Source organism: Nonomuraea sp. N2-4H (genome assembly GCF_045291505.1).
Classification (GTDB): Bacteria; Actinomycetota; Actinomycetes; order Streptosporangiales; family Streptosporangiaceae; genus Nonomuraea; species Nonomuraea fastidiosa.
Genome location: NZ_CP147987.1, coordinates 6,604,914 through 6,621,876, shown reverse-complemented (window position 1 = coordinate 6,621,876; position 16,963 = coordinate 6,604,914). Strand labels below are relative to the sequence as shown.

Annotated in this window: 16 protein-coding genes; 8 read left to right on the top strand and 8 right to left on the bottom strand. The window is 71.1% G+C overall.

The window, feature by feature from the left end:
* Positions 1-38: 38 nt before the first annotated feature.
* Positions 39-1,313: a hypothetical protein gene (locus tag WBK31_RS30225; RefSeq protein WP_406675570.1), complete on the bottom strand. Its 1,275-nt coding sequence runs from the start codon at positions 1,311-1,313 to the stop codon at positions 39-41.
* 254 nt (positions 1,314-1,567) lie between these two features.
* Here WBK31_RS30225 and WBK31_RS30220 point away from each other — a divergent pair, with 254 nt between their 5' ends.
* Positions 1,568-1,891, top strand: a complete 324-nt coding sequence (locus WBK31_RS30220; protein WP_406673532.1) for a hypothetical protein — start codon at positions 1,568-1,570, stop codon at positions 1,889-1,891.
* Positions 1,892-2,036: 145 nt separating this feature from the next.
* Positions 2,037-3,212: a hypothetical protein gene (locus tag WBK31_RS30215; RefSeq protein WP_378786298.1), complete on the top strand. Its 1,176-nt coding sequence runs from the start codon at positions 2,037-2,039 to the stop codon at positions 3,210-3,212.
* A 138-nt stretch (positions 3,213-3,350) separates the two neighbouring features.
* On the opposite strand, the gene WBK31_RS30210 is transcribed toward WBK31_RS30215, so the two are convergent.
* The 5 genes from WBK31_RS30210 to WBK31_RS30190 all read right to left on the bottom strand — a co-directional run bounded on the left by WBK31_RS30210 (position 3,351) and on the right by WBK31_RS30190 (position 7,927).
* Positions 3,351-4,073, bottom strand: a complete 723-nt coding sequence (locus WBK31_RS30210; protein WP_378786299.1) for a hypothetical protein — start codon at positions 4,071-4,073, stop codon at positions 3,351-3,353.
* Between the two features lie 212 nt (positions 4,074-4,285).
* The gene (locus tag WBK31_RS30205; protein ID WP_406673531.1) at positions 4,286-5,122 is read right to left on the bottom strand and encodes an LLM class flavin-dependent oxidoreductase; all 837 of its coding nucleotides are present in this window, start codon (positions 5,120-5,122) and stop codon (positions 4,286-4,288) included.
* A complete protein-coding gene (locus WBK31_RS30200; protein WP_378786302.1) occupies positions 5,119-5,964 on the bottom strand; it encodes a GNAT family N-acetyltransferase in 846 nt (281 codons plus the stop codon). Before WBK31_RS30200 ends, WBK31_RS30205 begins: the two co-directional genes overlap by 4 nt.
* 69 nt (positions 5,965-6,033) lie before the next feature.
* The gene (locus WBK31_RS30195; protein ID WP_364060054.1) at positions 6,034-6,453 is read right to left on the bottom strand and encodes an STAS domain-containing protein; all 420 of its coding nucleotides are present in this window, start codon (positions 6,451-6,453) and stop codon (positions 6,034-6,036) included.
* A 34-nt stretch (positions 6,454-6,487) separates the two neighbouring features.
* Positions 6,488-7,927, bottom strand: a complete 1,440-nt coding sequence (locus WBK31_RS30190; RefSeq protein WP_406673530.1) for an LCP family protein — start codon at positions 7,925-7,927, stop codon at positions 6,488-6,490.
* A gap of 79 nt (positions 7,928-8,006) precedes the next feature.
* On the opposite strand from WBK31_RS30190, the gene WBK31_RS30185 reads away from it, so the two are divergent.
* Positions 8,007-9,023 carry a glycosyltransferase family 2 protein gene (locus WBK31_RS30185; RefSeq protein WP_364060060.1) on the top strand — a complete coding sequence of 339 codons (1,017 nt, stop codon included), beginning with the start codon at positions 8,007-8,009 and terminating at the stop codon, positions 9,021-9,023.
* A 78-nt stretch (positions 9,024-9,101) separates the two neighbouring features.
* Here the strand turns inward: WBK31_RS30185 and WBK31_RS30180 are convergent, their stop codons facing one another.
* Both WBK31_RS30180 and WBK31_RS30175 read right to left on the bottom strand, forming a co-directional pair.
* On the bottom strand, positions 9,102-10,835 hold the full coding sequence (locus WBK31_RS30180; protein WP_406673529.1) for a CDP-glycerol glycerophosphotransferase family protein: 1,734 nt from the start codon (positions 10,833-10,835) through the stop codon (positions 9,102-9,104).
* A 26-nt stretch (positions 10,836-10,861) separates the two neighbouring features.
* Positions 10,862-12,172, bottom strand: coding sequence for a bifunctional cytidylyltransferase/SDR family oxidoreductase (locus tag WBK31_RS30175; protein ID WP_364060066.1), 1,311 nt, complete (start codon positions 12,170-12,172; stop codon positions 10,862-10,864).
* A gap of 112 nt (positions 12,173-12,284) precedes the next feature.
* Here WBK31_RS30175 and WBK31_RS30170 point away from each other — a divergent pair, with 112 nt between their 5' ends.
* The 5 genes from WBK31_RS30170 (at position 12,285) to WBK31_RS30150 (ending at position 16,948) form a co-directional block, all read left to right on the top strand.
* Positions 12,285-13,703, top strand: coding sequence for a CDP-alcohol phosphatidyltransferase family protein (locus WBK31_RS30170; RefSeq protein ID WP_364060069.1), 1,419 nt, complete (start codon positions 12,285-12,287; stop codon positions 13,701-13,703).
* 11 nt (positions 13,704-13,714) lie between these two features.
* Positions 13,715-14,323, top strand: a complete 609-nt coding sequence (locus tag WBK31_RS30165; RefSeq protein ID WP_406673528.1) for a DUF5941 domain-containing protein — start codon at positions 13,715-13,717, stop codon at positions 14,321-14,323.
* A 75-nt stretch (positions 14,324-14,398) separates the two neighbouring features.
* A complete protein-coding gene (locus tag WBK31_RS30160; RefSeq protein WP_364060075.1) occupies positions 14,399-15,133 on the top strand; it encodes a phosphocholine cytidylyltransferase family protein in 735 nt (244 codons plus the stop codon).
* Between the two features lie 29 nt (positions 15,134-15,162).
* On the top strand, positions 15,163-16,203 hold the full coding sequence (locus WBK31_RS30155) for an iron-containing alcohol dehydrogenase family protein (RefSeq protein WP_364061353.1): 1,041 nt from the start codon (positions 15,163-15,165) through the stop codon (positions 16,201-16,203).
* On the top strand, positions 16,181-16,948 hold the full coding sequence (locus tag WBK31_RS30150) for a CDP-alcohol phosphatidyltransferase family protein (protein WP_364060078.1): 768 nt from the start codon (positions 16,181-16,183) through the stop codon (positions 16,946-16,948). Before WBK31_RS30155 ends, WBK31_RS30150 begins: the two co-directional genes overlap by 23 nt.
* Positions 16,949-16,963: the final 15 nt, after the last annotated feature.

Here is a 16,963-nt window from a genome sequence, read left to right as displayed (position 1 = left end):
AGCCATGGTGATGATCCACCCGATATCTGGAATCCGCTTCAGCGCGCGGTGCCGCGGCCGGTGAGCCAGGACGGCGGCAGGAGGGCGGCGGCCAGGGCGGTGAGCACAGGGAGCCCCGCAAGGAGCGCGGTCACGGCAGGCCACGGGGAGAAGGAGGGTAGCGGGGCGGGCTCCAAGGAGTAGGCGTTCTTCGCCCGGAGCACGCACAGACCGACACCGATGCCTATAAGGCCGCCGAGCGCGGTAGAGCAGAGCGAGGCGGTCAAGGCGCGGGCGGCGGTGAGGAGGCGCAGGGTCAGGGACGAGCCCGCGCTGAGCCTACGCAGGACGCGGTAGGCCGCGAACGACCGGGATGCCCGCACCACGGCGGCCACGGCGAGCAAGGGCAGGGCCGCGACCACGTACCAGGCGGTCGTGGGCTGGAACCCGCGTTCGACGTGCACGAACCCGATTACGAGCAGGCGCCGCGCGAGGCGTTCCTCCTCGGGGATCGAGACCTGGTGATGGGCGGGGTCGATGATGAACCGGTCGGGTGTCACCGTGACACCGAGCGTGCGCGCCGCTTCCTCCGGCACGAACAGCGCCTCCCAATCGGGCTCGGGCGGCGGTACGGAGATGACGGGGAGGTATGTGACCGAGTCGATGCCGGACAGTGTGTAGTGGATCGGGATGTAGCCCTGCTGTTCGATGTCGGCCGACACCAGGACGGCGGTGGCGGGGTCGTAGGGGATGTCCGGGTTTCCGGTGAGGTGGCGGAGCAGGGCTTGGCCGCCGACGTACGTCTCGCCCACGAGTTCCGTTCCGTCGAAGGCGTTGAAGGAGGGGGAGAGGGTGCGGATGCCGGCGGTCAGGAGCGGTACGCCGGGTAGCTCCTGGTCGATGATCGACCGTACGGTGGCCGGCTCCGTTGCGGTGTCGGCCCCGATGACCGCGGCGCCGGCGCGGGCCAGCGGCCGATAGCGCCCCTCATTCTGGGCCTGCATGGTGGGGCCGAGGATCAGCAGGGGCGTGGTGGTGGCGATGACGATCATGCCGGACGCCGCGCCCGCCGACGTACGGGCGAGCCCTCCGCCCAGTCTGCGGGTCGCCAGGCGGAGGGCTCGCGGAAAGCGGGTGCTGCGGCGGTCGAGGGCCGCGAGCATCCAAGGGACGAAGTGGGCCGCTCCCCATAAGAGCAGCACGCCGCCGAAGAGAGACACCAGGAACCACATCGCGGAGCTGCCGTCGTCGTGGTAGACGCCCCACCGCGTGGCCCACACGCTGCGCGCCAGGACAGCCAGCCCGGCCGCCGTGATGATCGTCCCGCGCAGCACACGCGCTCTACCAGCCGGTACGGCCGGCGCGCCGGAGCCGATCGGGCCGCGAACGGAACCGCGGCCAGCACCAGGGTCGCCGGCGGAGCGACCAAGATCAATAGCCCTAACATGCGCACATGCTACGCAGGTGCGGCGATCTTGTCGGTCGGGCGGCGTAGGGTCGGCGGCATGGCCGATGAGGGCGTTGCCGGTGCGGTGCATCACATCGAGATCTGGGTTCCCGACCTGGGGCGGGCCGTCAAGAGCTGGGGGTGGTTGCTCGAAGCGCTCGGGTACGCGACCTTCCAGGACTGGCCCGACGGGCGGAGCTGGCGGCGGGGGAGACGTACGTGGTGGTCGAGCAGTCGCCGGCGCTGACGTCCGACCGGCACGAGCGGCTGCGGCCGGGGCTCAACCACCTGGCCTTCCACGCCGGGAGCCGCGAGCGGGTGGACGAGCTGGTGAAGGAGGCGGTCGCGTACGGGTGGACGCTGATGTTCCCCGACCGGCATCCGTACGCGGGCGGTGACACCCACTACGCGGCGTACTTGGAGAACGAGGACGGGTTCGAGGTGGAGCTGGTCGCCGCCTCCTGAGGAGCCGGGCAATGTCCTGTTTCAGGGTGTGCGTGCGGTTTGTAAGGGTTTTGCCCTGCGTTCAGTTCGCGGTCAAACGGTGTCACCTGGGCGGCATACGGTCATATCCGCCTTGATCCACGATCAATGAAGCGAGTACCGCACCATGCGCAAAGCCCTCACGCTCACCCTCGCCACGACCTCCGCTCTCACCCTTCTGGCGGCCCCGGCCCCCGCACTCGCCGCCCCCGGCGCCGAGACGTCCGGCGTCGACGCGGCCGCCCGCCGCCCGCAGCGCCTCCCGCTGGAGATCTCCGGCGGCGCATGGACGGAGGGGCACGTTCAGGGCATGGCGATCGACGAGCGGAAGGGGTACATGTACTTCTCTTTCACGAACGTGCTCGTCAAGACCGACCTGGACGGCAACCTCGTCGGCTCCGTCACCGGCTTCACCGGCCACCTGGGCGACCTCGACTTCAACACCCAGGACGGCCGCGTGTACGGCTCGCTCGAATACAAGGAGCAGGAGTCGTTCTACATCGCGATCTTCGACGTCGACCGCATCAACCGCCCCGGCATGGACGCCCAGACCGACGACGTGGTCAGCACGGTCTACCTCAAGGAGGTCGTGAAGGACTACACCGCCGACATGAACGGTGACGGCGTCTTCGACGGCAACGTGGCCGACACGCCCGATCACCGCTACGGCTGCAGCGGCATCGACGGCGTCGCCTTCGGCCCCGCGTTCGGCAAGAAGGGCGGCCCGCGGCGGCTCACCGTCGCGTACGGCGTGTACGCCAACACCGGCCGCCAGGACAACGACCACCAGGTCCTGCTTCAGTACGACATCCGCCACTGGAAGAAGTACGAGCGCCCGCTCACTGAGAGCGCCCCGCACAAGAGCGGCCCCGAGCGTGTGGACGGTAAGTACTTCGCCTACACCGGCAACACCAGGTACGGCGTCCAGAACCTCGAATACGACGAGCACACCGGCGACTGGATGCTCGCCGTCTACCAGGGCTCGAAGCCGCAGTTCCCCAACTACCCGTTCTTCATCGTGGACGGCCGCGCCCGGCCGAGGACGGGCGAGATCGCCGGCCAGCCGCAGCCGGAGCGCGGCAAGCTGCTCACGCTGGCCAAGGGCGGCCTCCAGGACCCGGCCACGGGGGTGCGGGGCTGGCGGTTCAACGGTGAGTACGGGCTGATCTCGCTCGGGCGCGGGCTGTTCTACGCGGCCGAGGCGGGCACGAGCACCGAGGACGGCGTCTCCAAGCACACCGGCATCGCCCGCCTCTACCGCTGGACCGGCCAGTCCCCGACCCCCTTCGAGCGCGTCGGCTGAGGGCGTTCCGCGGGTGGTCGCTTTCCGAAGGTGCAGGGGGTTCTGTGGGCGGTCGCCTTCCGCAAGGCGCAGGGCCTTCTGCAGGTGACCGCGCTCCCAAGGCAGGCCGCGCAGGTGACCGCATTCCCGTGGACGCGGTCACTTCTTCAGGATGCGGACGTCGCCCGTGTCGCTGCGGGCCACGATCCTGGCGTCGGCCTTGCGGTCGTGCTCGACCTCCGTCCGCCGCCGCCCGGTCTCGGTGACGGCGGTGACGGCGTACGTGCCCGATGGCACCCGCGCCGTCACCGGCCCGTCGTTCGACTCCAGGTCGAGCTTGCCGGGCCGCGCGGTGAAGGCGAGGTCGATGCCGCCGTAGTCGGTGCGGACGCGTACGTCCCGCGACGTGAGGTTGATGCCCTGCACGGGGCCGTCGGCGCGCAGCCGCAGCCGCCCGGAGGCGCGGGTGACCTGGATGCGTTCGCGGCTGACCGCGTCGATGTCCTGGGTAAGGCCGTTGAGTATGACGCCGTCGTCCGCTTCGACAGAGAGCCGGACGCCGGGCGGGACCTTGACGTGGTAGCGGGCGCCGCAGTCGCCGAAGACCATGGTGCAGTCGGCGCTGAGCCGCAGGGTGCCGTCGCGCAGGGACCACGAGGGGTCGTCGGTGGCCGCCTTGCCGCGCAGCCACCGTTCGACCTGGACGGTGCCGTACGAGCCGGGGAGCACGCGGACGCCGCCCATGGACACGTCGATCTTCAGGCTGTCGCCCGTGTGGGGGAACGCCTGGGAGGCGTGGACCTCCTGGGCGTTCAGGCTGCAACCGGCGGTGGCCGCCGCGAGGAGCGTCGTACATGCCGCAAGTGCCGCGATCTTCCTCATGCTCCACGATGCTGGCCGAGCGGGGCGGCCCGGCCATCGGCCGTCCGGACGAACGCACCGCCCAAGGCATCGGTCTTTCGGCCGGTCCCGTGGCGGGTCCCGGCTCGGGGTGCCGCCGACGATCCCACGAACCCTCAAAGGCGGACCATCCGGGCGAGCCAGGCAGGGGTGGACAGGGCCGACAGGAAAGGGCCGGGCGAGCCGCCCCCTGCTCAGAGCGCCGTTAGCAGCGCCTTCACCTGCCCCAACGGATCAGCCCCAAGCGGCCGGACCGCCACCGTGGCGGCACCGGCGGCCCACAACTGCTTGACGTGCGCCGCCGCCTCCGCAGGTGTGCCCCCGGCGACCGCCACCTGCTCAGGCGCCACCCCCAGGAACCCGGCCTGCCCCGCCACGGCCGCGCGGGTCGCCTCGGTCTCGCCGCCGAGCCCCAGGTAAGCGAACACGACCAGCTCGTGTCCGGGACCGCCGCCGATGCGCGAGACGTACTCGGGCAGGTCGGCGGGCGCGATGCCCTCGGGCAGGATCGTGCCGTCGGCCACCCGTCCCGACAGGGCGAGCGAGCGCGGTCCCTTCACGCCGGCGAGCACGGGCGGCACGACGACCGGCGGGTGCACCAGCGACACCCCGTCCAGGTGCACCTCCTTGCCGTCGAGGGTGACGCGCTCGCCGCGCAGCAGCGCGCGTACGGACGTGATGGTCTCATCAAGGAGGGAGAGCGGCGACGGGACGGCCGCGCCCACCTGGCGCATCCAGTCGCCCACGCCGTGGCCGATGCCCGCGGCCAGCCGCCCGGGGTGCAGCCGGGCGAGGTTGCCCAGCTCCATGGCCAGCAGCGCCGGATTGCGCAGCGGCGCGGGCGTGATGCCGATGCCGACGCGCAGCCGGGAGGTGGCGGCGAGCGCGGTGGCCGCCGCCGAGATGCCGCCGGTCCAGCCGAGGTCCTCGACGACCCACAGGTCGTGCACGGACGTCTCGTCGAGCGCTCGCGCGAACGGGACGAGCTGCTCGGGCGGAAGGTCCCTGTCGTACATGACCCCGAGTCTCACGATGTCCTCCAGTAGTAGCGGAACAGCCGGCCGACCTCCGAGTATCCAGCACGGCGGAACGCGGCGGCGGTCGGGGCGTTCGCGACGTCGGTGGCGGCGACGATGCGGCGCAGCCCTTCGGCGGCGAGCGTGCGGGTGCCGTGGGCGAGCAGGTCGTTGACGTAGCCGTGGCCGCGATGCTCGGGGACGACGCCGATGTAGGCGATGGAGTGGTCGTCGGGGGCCACGAGACCGACGGGGGAGTCGCCGAGGTACCCGATGACGAACCAGTCGGGCTTGGCCTTGCGGGCCATCAGGTCGTCGTACATCCAGCGGGCCTCGGCCTCCGCGCCGGACGTGGCCACCTCGACCCGGGTGTCGTGGTCGAGCGAGCCCTCGGAGATGCGGACGAGCAGGCGGATCACCTCGCCGGGGTCCATGCGCCGCGCGGCCCGGTACGTCAGCCGCCCCGGCTCGTCCGGCAGGTCGCTGCCCGCCGCCCACTCCAGCAGCAGCCGCTCCACCTCCATCACGAACCCGGCCGCGAGCAGCGCCTCGTGCTCGACCGCGCGATCGACGACGGGCGTGAGGCCGGGCGGGAGCGTGATGTCGTGGATGGCCTTGCGCAGGCCCAGCTCGCGCAGGCTGTGGCGGAGCAGCTCGGCGGCGGTGCCGGGGTCGGGGCCCGGCTCGAACTGCCAGACGATCATCGGCTCGGAGCCGGGGATGGGCGTCCAGTACGCAAGCCGCGCCCGTTCCCGCGCGAAACACCACTCAGGCCGCGTCCGCCCCTCGTCGAAGGCGGCTGCGAGCTGGGATCGCGCGGGCTCGGGGAACTGCTCGAACAACGTGACGGCCTCCACACGTGACAGTGCATTCGCGCGGCGGCGTACGCCTCCCCGCGGCAGGGAAGGCGTACGGCGGAGAAACGATCAGGCGGCGCTGCCGAGCGTGGCGCGTGCCGCGTTGAGGGATTCGCTCGTCTCGAAATGGCGGTCCAAATGAGTGATCGTCAGCAGATGGCGGATCATTCCCGGCCCGACGACGAGGATCATCCGGCCGTGCACATTCTGGATCATGTTGTACGCGGCCACGAGCACGCCGAGCCCGACCGAATCGCAGAAAGGCACCTCGGTCAGATCGACCACCACTCTGGGCGGATCGGCGGCGGACCCGTCGGCCGACCCATCGGAGGACCCAGGGGAGGACCCAGGGGAGGACCCAGGGGAGGACCCAGGGGAGGACAGTGCCTGCTCGAGTTCGGAGCGGAGCCGGGGCGCTCCGGCGACGTCGAGATCGCCTACGACGTGGAGAACCGTGCAGTGGTCCTCTCGCCAGCACTCGACCACCATGGGGCTCACCTGCCCGTCACCCGGATTGTTATACCTATTTCTTACATATGTTCTGCATTGCCGTTTTGGTGCTTGGTGTAACGCTCGGCTTCGCACTTGGCGTGGCGCTGGATTTGCGTTGCTGCACTTTCGGCTGATCGGTGCCCAGAATCAGCTCGATGCCGTCGATATCCGCCTCGCGCAGCTCGGCCCCGGGAATGGCCTGAGCGACCACTTTCGCTGACTCCTCCAAGCCCGCGCCGTACCGGATGAAGGTCTGCTTGTAGTCCTTCTTATTGGTGTTGCCGGGCTGGCCGGGCACCTTGAACCCGTACGCGACCAGCGCCTCCTTCGTACGGGCCGCGAGCCCCGTGATGAGCGTGCCGTTCTTGACCTTGAGCGAGATCTCGCCGGGCGCGGGCGCGGACGGCTTGGCCGACGGCTTCGGCGAGGCCGACGTGGTGGGCTTGCCGGGATCCTCGTCCCTGTCGATCTTCGCGAACAGCTCGCGCGCCGCCGCCTTGTCCCACAGCACCGCCGACTCGCCCGTGGGCGTCTTGAAGTCGACGTCGGCCAGCGGCACCTCAGCGAACTTCACGTCGTTCAGCGACACGTCGCGCAGCTGCGTGGCCAGGCCGAGCAGCCCGTCGTCGGGATCGACCTTCACCGTGCTCAGCGTGGAGTTGACGAACGAGGCCAGCTTCGCGGGATTGGCCAGCGTGTCGGCGCTGAGCGCCCGGTTGAGCAGCGCCGAGATGACCTGCTGCTGGCGGTCGATGCGGTCGAGGTCGGAACGCGCGGTCGCGCGGGTGCGGGCGTAGCCGAGCGCCCGCACGCCGTCGAGCTGGTGCGTGCCGGCCGGCAGGTTGAGGTCGATCTTGGTGTCGTTGATCGGGATCGGCGTGCACACCGTGACGCCGCCGAGCGAGTCGACGACGTCGATGAAGCCCAGGATGTTGACCTCGATGTAGCGGTTGATCTCCAGCCCGGTCACCGCCTCGACGGTCTGCTTGGCCAGCTTCGGCCCGCCGAACTGATACGCCGAGTTGATCTTGTGCTCGCCCTTGCCGGGGATCGTCACCCAGGTGTCGCGCGGCAGGCTCACCACGGTCACCTTCTTGTGGTCCTCCGACAGGTGGATGACCATCATCGTGTCGGTGCGCTGGCCGGACTCGCGGCCCAGCTTGAGGCGGTTCTGCTGCCGGCGGGGGAGATCGTCGCGCTTGTCCACGCCGACCAGCAGGATGTTCTCCGCCCCGCTCGACGAAGGCGCGGTCACCCCCGCGTCGACCGTGCCGATCTGCCGCGGCGTCGCCCACACCACGCCCGTCGTGACCAGCACGCAAGAGGACAGGAAACCGGCGAGTATCAGGTTTCTGCGGCGGGCCTTCGCGCTCCTGCGCGGCCTCCGGGTGCGGACTGGCGCGAGCCTGACGCCGCCGTAGGCGTCGCCGCCCACGAGCACACCGCCGTCCTCCTCGCCCGGGTCGCCCATCCCGTCCCCCTTTTCACGCCGGAGTATCGGGCGTTGGATTGCCCTCCTCCCTCGGTCGTACAGTAGCGTGAGCCCCGCCATGAAGCAGTTCCCCGACTCGCCGCACGCGCCCGCGGAGACGCGCGGCTGGCCCCCCATCTCCGTCATCATGCCGGTACTCAACGAGGAACGGCACCTCCGCGAGGCCGTCGAACAGGTGCTCGCCCAGGACTACCCCGGCGAGATCGAGGTCGTCCTCGCCGTGGGGCCGTCCCAAGACCGCACCCAGGAGGTCGCCGACGCCATCGCCGCGTCCGACCGCCGCGTGACGGTCGTTCCCAACCCGACAGGACGCACGCCCAACGCGCTCAACGCGGCCATCGCCGCCTCGCGCAACGGCATCGTCGCCAGAGTCGACGGGCACGCCATGCTGCCCCGCGACTACCTGCGCGTCGCCGTCGAGACGCTGGCCGAGACCGGCGCGGACAACGTCGGCGGCATCATGGCCGCCGAGGGCATCACCCCCTTCGAGAAGGCCGTCGCCTGCGCCATGACCTCGAAGATCGGGGTGGGCGCCGCGGCCTTCCACGTGGGCGGCACCGCCGGTCCCGCCGACACCGTCTACCTCGGCGTCTTCCGCCGCTCGGCGCTCGACCGGGTGGGCGGCTACGACGAGCACTTCCTGCGCGCCCAGGACTGGGAGATGAACCACCGCATCCGCCAGACCGGCGGGCTCGTGTGGTTCCAGCCGCGCATGCGGGTCTCGTACCGGCCGCGGCCCAACGTCAAGGCGCTCGCCAAGCAGTACTTCCACTACGGGCGCTGGCGTCGCGTGGTGGCCCGTACGCACGAGGGCACGATCAACCTGCGCTACCTCGCGCCGCCCGCCGCCGTGCTGGCGATGCTGCTTGGGCTGGTCGTCTCGCCGTTCTTCCCCCTCGGGCTCGTCATCCCCGGCGGCTACGTGGTCGCGATCGTGGCCGGGTCGGTGCTGACCGGCGGCGGGCTGCCGCTGAGCTCCCGGCTGTGGCTGCCGGTCGTGTACGCCACCATGCACTGCTCGTGGGGCTGGGGCTTCCTCACCAGCCCGAAGAAACTCTCCCGCCCCCAGCGCTGACCGTTCCCGACCGTAACGGCCCCCGCCGGTGGTTCGGCGGGGGCCGTCAAGGGACGTGCCGGCGTGGCCGGGCGGCGGTCAGGACTCGTTGAAGACTCGTTCGATGGCGGCGTCGAAGCGGGTCATCGCGTCCGGGTACTCAGGGCCGAACAGGTAGCTGCGGAGCTTGATGCGGGCCCTGGCGAGGGTGTCCTCGCCGTCCAGGAACTCGGCGAGCCCCGACAGGTCCGAGTTGATCAGCACCCCCGCCTCCGTGCTCGGATACCGCTCGTGGAAGGCGGCCTCGGGCAGCCCGGCCACGTTGGTGACGGCGTACGGCTTCTCACTGGCCAGGAAATCGGCGACGACGCTGGAGATGTCGCTGATCAGCATGTCGCACTCGTTGAAGCAGTCGTAGAGGTGCGGTTCCGGCCCGGTGACGATGAGGTGGCGGATGTGCGGCTGTTCTGCGGCGGCGCGGGAGGGGTGGCGGGCCTTGGACTTGGCGAGCTCGGCGGCCTCGATCATGGCGACGATCTTGCGGTGCGCCCGGGTGGCGGCCTTGTCGCGGTGCCCGGTGAGCGGATGCGGCTTGTAGATGATGCGCAGCGGCGGCTGGTGGTCGAGCAGCGCGCGCACGATGCGCGGGCCCATGGTGATGAGCGAGGTGTGGAAGAGGTCGTCGTTCCAGCCCTCCCAGGTGGGGGCGTACAGGACCGTCCGGTACGGCAGGTCGGGCCCCTTGGTCGAGATGCCTTCGAGCTGCGGCCTGCCGACCTCGTGGATGTTCTCGTCCCTGACGCCCACCTTGGCCCGCCGGTAGCGGTCGCGGCCAGGCCCGGCCACCCACACCTCGTCGTACACGCGCGAGAACGGGTTGAACGACGCCTCCTTGTCGCTGTCGCCGTGGTTGAGGAACACGCTGCGCAGGGTGGGGATGCGCAGCATGTGGACGTTCCTGCCGACGTTGGAGACGTACAGGCAGAGCTTCGCGCCGGTCAGGGCGCGGAAGCTCATCAGGTCGGCGGACGAGGGGATGCACACCATGGGCAGGCTGGTGTCCTCCAGGTGGGCGGCCATGCCGCGCTCGCGCAGGACGACGATGGCGCGGCGGCGGATGCGTTCGAGCACGGGCAGCCACATCCTCGCCTGGTAGGCGGCGGCGGTGGCGCCGGAGAAGTACAGGATGACCTCGGGGGCGTACCGCTCGACCTGCGCGCCGACGACCTCCAGGACGCGGGCGCGGTCGATGAGCGGGGCGGCGCGGCGGACGTACGGGATGAGCGCGAGCGCCCCGGCGAGCCCGGCGGCGAGCGCCGCAGCGGCCCCCAGCGTGGCGGTGGCGGCCCCCAGGACGGCGCCGAGCACCGGCAGGGCGTCCAGGTAGAGGAAGGGCAGGCTGCGGCCGTCACGCAGCGGCTTGGGCGGCAGCTTGGGGATGCGCAGCGCGGAGACGTCGAGGTTGCGGGTGGTGACCGGCATCCTGCTGAGCATCTGCCGCAGCCGCAGGGCGAGGCCGCTGTGCAGGGCGCGTACGCCGTGGATCGCGAGCATCCCGGCCGCCAGCGCCACGAACCACGGCGCTTCGGCGCCCGCCACGCGTGCGACCAGCAGCAGCGCCAGCGTCTCCCGCACCGCGAAGCGCAGCGTGATGCCGAGGTGCACCTTGCCCAGCGCGTCGGTGAGCGGGCGGGCGGCGCGCGGGGCGGCGTACTCGACGGCGTACGACGCCGCGGCGGCCAGCCCGAACAGCACGGGCGCCGGCAACAGAGCCGCGACCAGCAGGACGGGGTAGCAGCCGAGCAGCGCCGCACTCACGATGAGTCTCCTCATGCGAACGCACGGTAACAAGGTGCGGGTCAAGCGCCGTCAACGCGCACGTCTATGACTTGCCCTGATAGGTCGGAGATGAGAATGTCCAGCGAGGTCTGCGCGGCCAGGGCAGGAGAGGCCCCGGTATTGACGCAGTTGACCCGGATGCCATCGGCGGCCCATTCGAGGGCGAGTGCCCGGGTCAGCGCGGCCACCGCCGCCGCGCAGGACGCGTGCAGCGCCCCCGAGCCGGGCGGCACCTGGAACAGCAGGCTGCGGCGCACGTGCGGCCGGGCGGCACGCGCCACGTTGAGCGCGCCCAAGTGACCGGCCGCGACCGCGTCGGCGACGGTCTCGCCGCGCGCCGACGCGAGCCCGCCACGGTGGCCCCGGCCCGCCGCGAACACCACGTGGTCCACCGGCCCCACGTCGCCGAGCGCCTTGGCGACCGAGTCGTAGTCCTCGGCACGCACTCCGTCGGCCCTGGTCAGCATGCGTATGACGGCGCCGCCCCACGTCTTCGCGGGCACCGCGCCGCCACCCGTCGCGCCGCCGTCCGCCACGAGGCCGCCCATCACCGTGTCGCCCACCACCGCCACCACCTGGCCCGCCAGCGCGTCGTCGCCGCCGCGCGGCACCGGCGCGGGCAGCTCGAACAGCAGCTCCGCGATGTGCAGGTCGGCGGGATGGGTGACCTTGATGTTGCGCTCGCTGCCCGCGACCAGGTGGATCGGCACCTCCGGCAGGTAGCGCAGCACCACGCCGCAGTCGTCGGTGCCGCCGGCGAAGCCGGGATCGGCCATCGCCAGCTCGTACGCCCGCCTGATCACCGACAGCCGGAAGCACTGCGGGGTCTGGCTGCGCCGCAGCCGCGACCGGTCGAGCACCTCGCCGATCACTTCTCCGTCGTCGCGAGCGACGGCCGTGAAGATGGTGTCGGAGCTCGGGATCGCCACGTTGACGGCCTCGTGGGTCTCCAGCGCACGGACACACTCCGTGATGATCCGGGGCTCCAGGAGGGGGCGTACGGCGTCGTGCAGCAACACGTTGCACTCGGTGTCGCCGAGCGCCTGCAGGGCCCGCCACGTGCTCTCCGTACGGGTGGCCCCGCCGTCCACGACCTTGCTCACCTTGCGGTAGCCGCCGGCCGCCACGATCTCCCGCACCCGGCCCGCGTATCCGGGCGTCATCAGCACCACGACCTCGTCGATCTCGGGCGCCCGCTCGAAGACGGCCAGCGAATGCTCGATGATCGTCCGCCCGGCGACCTCGATGAGCTGCTTGGGCCTGCCCGCCCCGACCCGCTGCCCCACGCCGCCCGCGAGTAGCACTCCAACCGATCGCAGCCGTGAATTCATAGGGGCAGCGTAACGGTGCTGCTCCGTGATCTGACGTTGACCTGTCGCTACGCTGTGTCTACGCACCCCCCAGTCCACCGCACTCCACCCCGACCGGGAGGAGACCTGCGCTTTGCCCGACTCATTGACCCGCGACGGCACGACGACATCCGTCGTGCTGCTCGCCACGACACCTGCAGGCAGGCTGCACAGCGGCGACGGCACCCTGCTCGACCGGCTCAACGACCAGCTCTCCAGGCTGCCCGTGCGCGAGGTGCAGGTGATGAGCGCGGGCGGCGGGCTCGCGGCCGACCTGCGCGGCATCGCCAAGATCATACGCACCTCCACGGGCGCGGTGGCCGTGCTGCCCGCCGACCTGGTGGCCCACACCGAGGCGCTGGCGCTGCTCCTGGAACATCCCGCCCGCTGCACCGGCGCCCTGATCTCCCGCGATCCCACCGCCGGTCCTTTGCGCCCGCCCGTACGCGTCGAGAACGGCAAGGTCGTCGCCGCGGGCAGCTCGTTCCACCTCGTCCCCGAGTCCAACGCCACCTTCCGCGGCATGCTGATGGCCGGCGAGTCCGACCTGGGCACGCTGGCGGAGGTCGCCGAAGAGCTGGCCGAGCTGGCCGAGGAGGGCAGGCTGGGCCCGGTCACCCCGGTCGAGGCGGTCGATCTGCTGCTCGTGGGGCTGGTCAGGTCGGGCGTGAGCGTACGCGCCGCCGCGATCGGGTCGCTGCACGCCGACCGCGTCACCGGCCAGAACGCCGCCGACGCCGCCGTACGCCGCCTGGCCGAGGTCGACGAGGCCAAGGTCAGGCTCGACAGCTCGGTCAAGGCCGACGACGGCTTCTTCGCCACGTTCTTCGTCTCCACCTGGACCCGCCACCTCATCAGGCCCGCCGTACGCCTCAAGGTCACCCCCAACACCGTCACCGGCGTCTCGGCCGGCCTCGCGCTGCTGGCCGCCGTGTGGTTCTCCGGCGGCACCAGGGGCGCGCTGGTGCTGGGCGCGGTGCTGCTCTACCTGTCGTTCGCGCTCGACTGCCTCGACGGCCAGCTCGCCCGCTACACGCGCGCCTTCACCCCGCTCGGCGCGTGGGCCGACGGCATGTCCGACCGGCTCAAGGAGTACGCCGTCTACGTCGGACTCGCCGCCGGGTCCGCCGATCCCGGCATCTGGTACCTCGCCGTCGCCGCGATGGTCCTCCAGGTGGTCAGGCACGCCATCGACGCCACGTACGCGGGGGCGATCGAGGACGGCGCCCGCGTCGGCGCGATGTGGGGCAGGCCCACCCGCTCCCTGCTGGAGTCGCGCGACCTGCGCCGCGCGCCGGGAGGGGTGCTCAAGCTCGCCCACCGCCTGGAACGCGACACGATCGCCCGCTGGCTGAAGAAGATCATCGTGCTGCCCATCGGCGAGCGCATGGCGCTGATCGCCGTCACGGCCGCGCTCTGGGACGCCCGCGTGACGTTCCTGTCGCTGCTGTGCTGGGGCGGCGTGGCCGCCCTCTACCAGCTCGCCGGACGGATCGCGAGGTCGGCCAGATGATTTCGGTGCAGATGACCCCCGTACCCAAGAGCACGGTCGTGGCCTACCGCGACGACGGCCCGCTGTCGCGCGCCATGGGCCTGCTCGTCGCCGGGCAGCTCCCGCCGCTGCCGCCGGTGCTCGCCGGCACGTTCGTGACGGGCGTGCTGCTGCTCATCGGCGTGGCGGGGGCCGACGGGCTCGCGGTGTTCGCGCCCGCCGTGACGCTGCTGCTCGCCGGGCCCGGCAGCACGCACCCCCACGACGGCAGGTTCGACTGGCTGGTGCCGCCGATCCTGCGCCTCATCGAGTACGCCTTCATCGCCGCCTGCGGCTTCGCGCACCAGGTGCACCCCGCGCTGATCTTCGCGCTGCTCGGCGCCCTCGCCTTCCATCATTACGATCTGGTCTACCGGCTGCGCCAGCGCGTCTACCCGCCGGCCTGGCTGCCCGCGGCCGGGCTCGGCTGGGACGGCAGGATGATGGCGATCTCACTGGTCGCCCTGTCGGGCTGGCTGAGCGGCGGTTATGCGCTCCTCGCGCTCTATCTGTGGGGACTGTTCGGCTGGGAGAGTCTCACGTGCTGGCTCGCCGCCCCGCGAACCGGGGTGGAAGCCGCAGATGCGGGAACGCAAGACTAACGCCGGATTACCCGCACGGGGGCCAAAGACGAATACTCTTTGGGCCACGGAGTCACGCTGACTGAGGAGTGCACGTTGCTGGGAATGGTGCTGGCCGCTGGGGCCGGACGACGCCTGCGGCCGTACACCGACACGCTGCCCAAGGCGCTCGTGCCGGTCGACGGCGAAACCACGATCATGGACATCTCGCTGCGCAACCTCGCCGAGGTGGGCCTGCGCGAGGTCGTGGTCGTCGTCGGTTACGCGGCGCAGGCCGTACACGAGCGTAAGGACGAGCTGGAGCAGCGCCACGGCGTCAAGCTCACCCTCGTGCACAACGACAAGGCCGAGGAGTGGAACAACGCCTACTCCCTGTGGTGCGCGCGCGACTACTTCTCCCAGGGCGTGCTGCTGGTCAACGGCGACACCGTGCACCCGGTGTCGGTCGAGAAGACCCTGCTGTCGGCCCCCGAGACCAGCGACGTGCTGCTCGCCGTCGACAACGTCAAGAAGCTGGCCGACGAGGAGATGAAGGTGACGCTGTCGCCCGAGGGGGCGCTGCGCCGCATCACCAAGCTGATGGACCCCGCCGACGCCTACGGCGAGTACATCGGCGCCACCCTCATCCGTCCCGGCGCGGCCGACCGCCTGGCCGACGCGCTGAAGACCACGTTCGAGCGCGACCCCCAGCTCTACTACGAGGACGGCTACCAGGAGATGGTCGATCGCGGTGAGGTCATCCACGCCGCGCCCATCGGCGAGGTCGACTGGGTCGAGGTGGACAACCACGACGACCTGGCCAAGGCCCGCGCCATAGCCGTCCACTACTGAGGGAGGCGCGGATGCCGCTTCTCGCGAGGATGTTGCCCGCGCCGCTGACCATGGACGTCAGGCGGGGCGCGGTGGCCGAGCTCGGCGCCCTGCTGGCCGACAGCCGCGTGGCCACCTCCGGACGGGTCGCCGTGGCCGTCGGCCCCGGCCAGGGTGACCACATCGAGAGCCTCATCGCCCCCACGCTGGGCGAGGCCGAGGTGTTCAGGGTGGCCGACGGCACGGTCGACGCGGCCGTCTCGCTCGGGGCCGACCTGCGCAAGGGCGCCTACGAGGTGGTGGTGGGCGTCGGCGGCGGCAAGACGATCGACGCCACCAAGTACGCCGCGTCGCTGGCCGGCATCCCCATGGTCGCCGTGGCCACCAACCTGTCGCACGACGGCATCTGCTCGCCGACCGCCTCGCTGGTCTACGAGGGCGGCAAGGGTACGTTCGGGGTGCCGATGCCGCTGGCCATCCTGGTCGACCTCGACTTCGTGCACAACGCGCCGAAGTCGCTGGTGCGTGCGGGCATCGGCGACGTCATCAGCAACCTGTCGGCGATCGAGGACTGGCAGCTCGGCAACGTCGAGCGCGGAGAGCCCATCGACGGACTCGCCTGCTCGATGTCGCGCACCGCCGCCGAGGCGCTCATCGGGCGCACCGACTCGATCGAGTCCGACGCGTTCCTGACCGTGCTCGCCGAATCGCTGATCCTGTCGGGCATGTCCATGGTGGTCGCGGGCTCATCCCGGCCCGCGAGCGGTGGAGATCATGAGATCCTTCATGCCGTGGATCAGCTCTTCCCCGGCACCTCCAACCACGGCGAGCTCGCCGGCATCGGTGCCGCCTTCTGCTTCTTCCTGCGTGAGGACCACGCCCGCGTGCAGCAGGTGGTCGGCTGCCTGCGCCGCCACGAGCTGCCCGTCGTGCCCGGCGACATCGGGCTGACGGAAGAGCAGTTCGCCGAGGTCGTCGCGCTGGCCCCGGCCACTCGCCCCGGCCGTTACACGATCCTGGAACACCTGCGCATGCAGGAATCGGAGATCCGCGATCGGGTGGGGGACTATGTCCGGGCCTTCGGTAGCTGAGTTCAGGCAGGTGGCCCAGCCCCCGGGCCACCTGGAGCGCCGCAACGGCGAGCACTGGGCGGGCGTGCTCTACATGCGCCGGCTGTCCATCTACGTCACCTGGGCGCTGGCCAAGACCCCGGTCACGCCCAACCAGCTCACCTGGGTGATGACGGTGGCCGGGGTGGCGGCCGGGTTCGTGCTCGCCCTGCCTGGGCTGTGGGCGGCCGTGGGCGCCGCCCTGCTCATCCAGGTCTACCTGCTGCTCGACTGCTCCGACGGCGAGCTGGCCCGCTGGACGGGCAAGACCTCGCTGGCCGGGGTCTACCTCGACCGGGTGGGCGCCTACTTCGCCGAGGCCGCCGTACTGGCCGGGCTGGGCTGGCGGGCCTCGGCGGTGCTGCCCGACTGGTACACCGTGCTCGGCTTCGCCGGGGCGCTCGGCGCCATCCTCATCAAGGCCGAAAGCGACCTGGTGGAGGTGGCCAGGGCCAAGGGCGGGCTTGGCGCGTCGAGCGAGGCGGCGGCCGTGCAGTTCCGCTCGGGGCTGCTGGGGCTGGGCAGGCGGGTGCTCGCGGCCACCAGGTTCCACCGCATCATGCAGCCCATCGAGCTGTCACTGCTCGCGGTGGTGGCCGCGGTGATCGACGCGGTGGCCGGCGTGCCGACGGCGACGCGGGTGCTGGTCGTGGCCTGCGCGGTGGCGGCGGCGTTGCAGGTCGTGCTGCATCTGATCAGCATCATGGCATCGAGGCGACTTGCTTGATCTCGCCCGGAACCG

What these genes read in the sequence shown, in the direction of transcription:
- WBK31_RS30165 (WP_406673528.1), top strand. Translation starts at nt 13,715, where the DNA reads ATGACCCCCGTACCCAAGAGCACGGTCGTGGCCTACCGCGACGACGGC.
- WBK31_RS30215 (WP_378786298.1), top strand. Translation starts at nt 2,037, where the DNA reads ATGCGCAAAGCCCTCACGCTCACCCTCGCCACGACCTCCGCTCTCACC.
- WBK31_RS30150 (WP_364060078.1), top strand. Translation starts at nt 16,181, where the DNA reads ATGTCCGGGCCTTCGGTAGCTGAGTTCAGGCAGGTGGCCCAGCCCCCG.
- WBK31_RS30195 (WP_364060054.1), bottom strand. Translation starts at nt 6,453, where the DNA reads ATGGTGGTCGAGTGCTGGCGAGAGGACCACTGCACGGTTCTCCACGTC.
- WBK31_RS30155 (WP_364061353.1), top strand. Translation starts at nt 15,163, where the DNA reads ATGTTGCCCGCGCCGCTGACCATGGACGTCAGGCGGGGCGCGGTGGCC.
- WBK31_RS30190 (WP_406673530.1), bottom strand. Translation starts at nt 7,927, where the DNA reads ATGGGCGACCCGGGCGAGGAGGACGGCGGTGTGCTCGTGGGCGGCGAC.
- WBK31_RS30185 (WP_364060060.1), top strand. Translation starts at nt 8,007, where the DNA reads ATGAAGCAGTTCCCCGACTCGCCGCACGCGCCCGCGGAGACGCGCGGC.
- WBK31_RS30180 (WP_406673529.1), bottom strand. Translation starts at nt 10,835, where the DNA reads ATGAGGAGACTCATCGTGAGTGCGGCGCTGCTCGGCTGCTACCCCGTC.
- WBK31_RS30210 (WP_378786299.1), bottom strand. Translation starts at nt 4,073, where the DNA reads ATGAGGAAGATCGCGGCACTTGCGGCATGTACGACGCTCCTCGCGGCG.
- WBK31_RS30175 (WP_364060066.1), bottom strand. Translation starts at nt 12,172, where the DNA reads ATGAATTCACGGCTGCGATCGGTTGGAGTGCTACTCGCGGGCGGCGTG.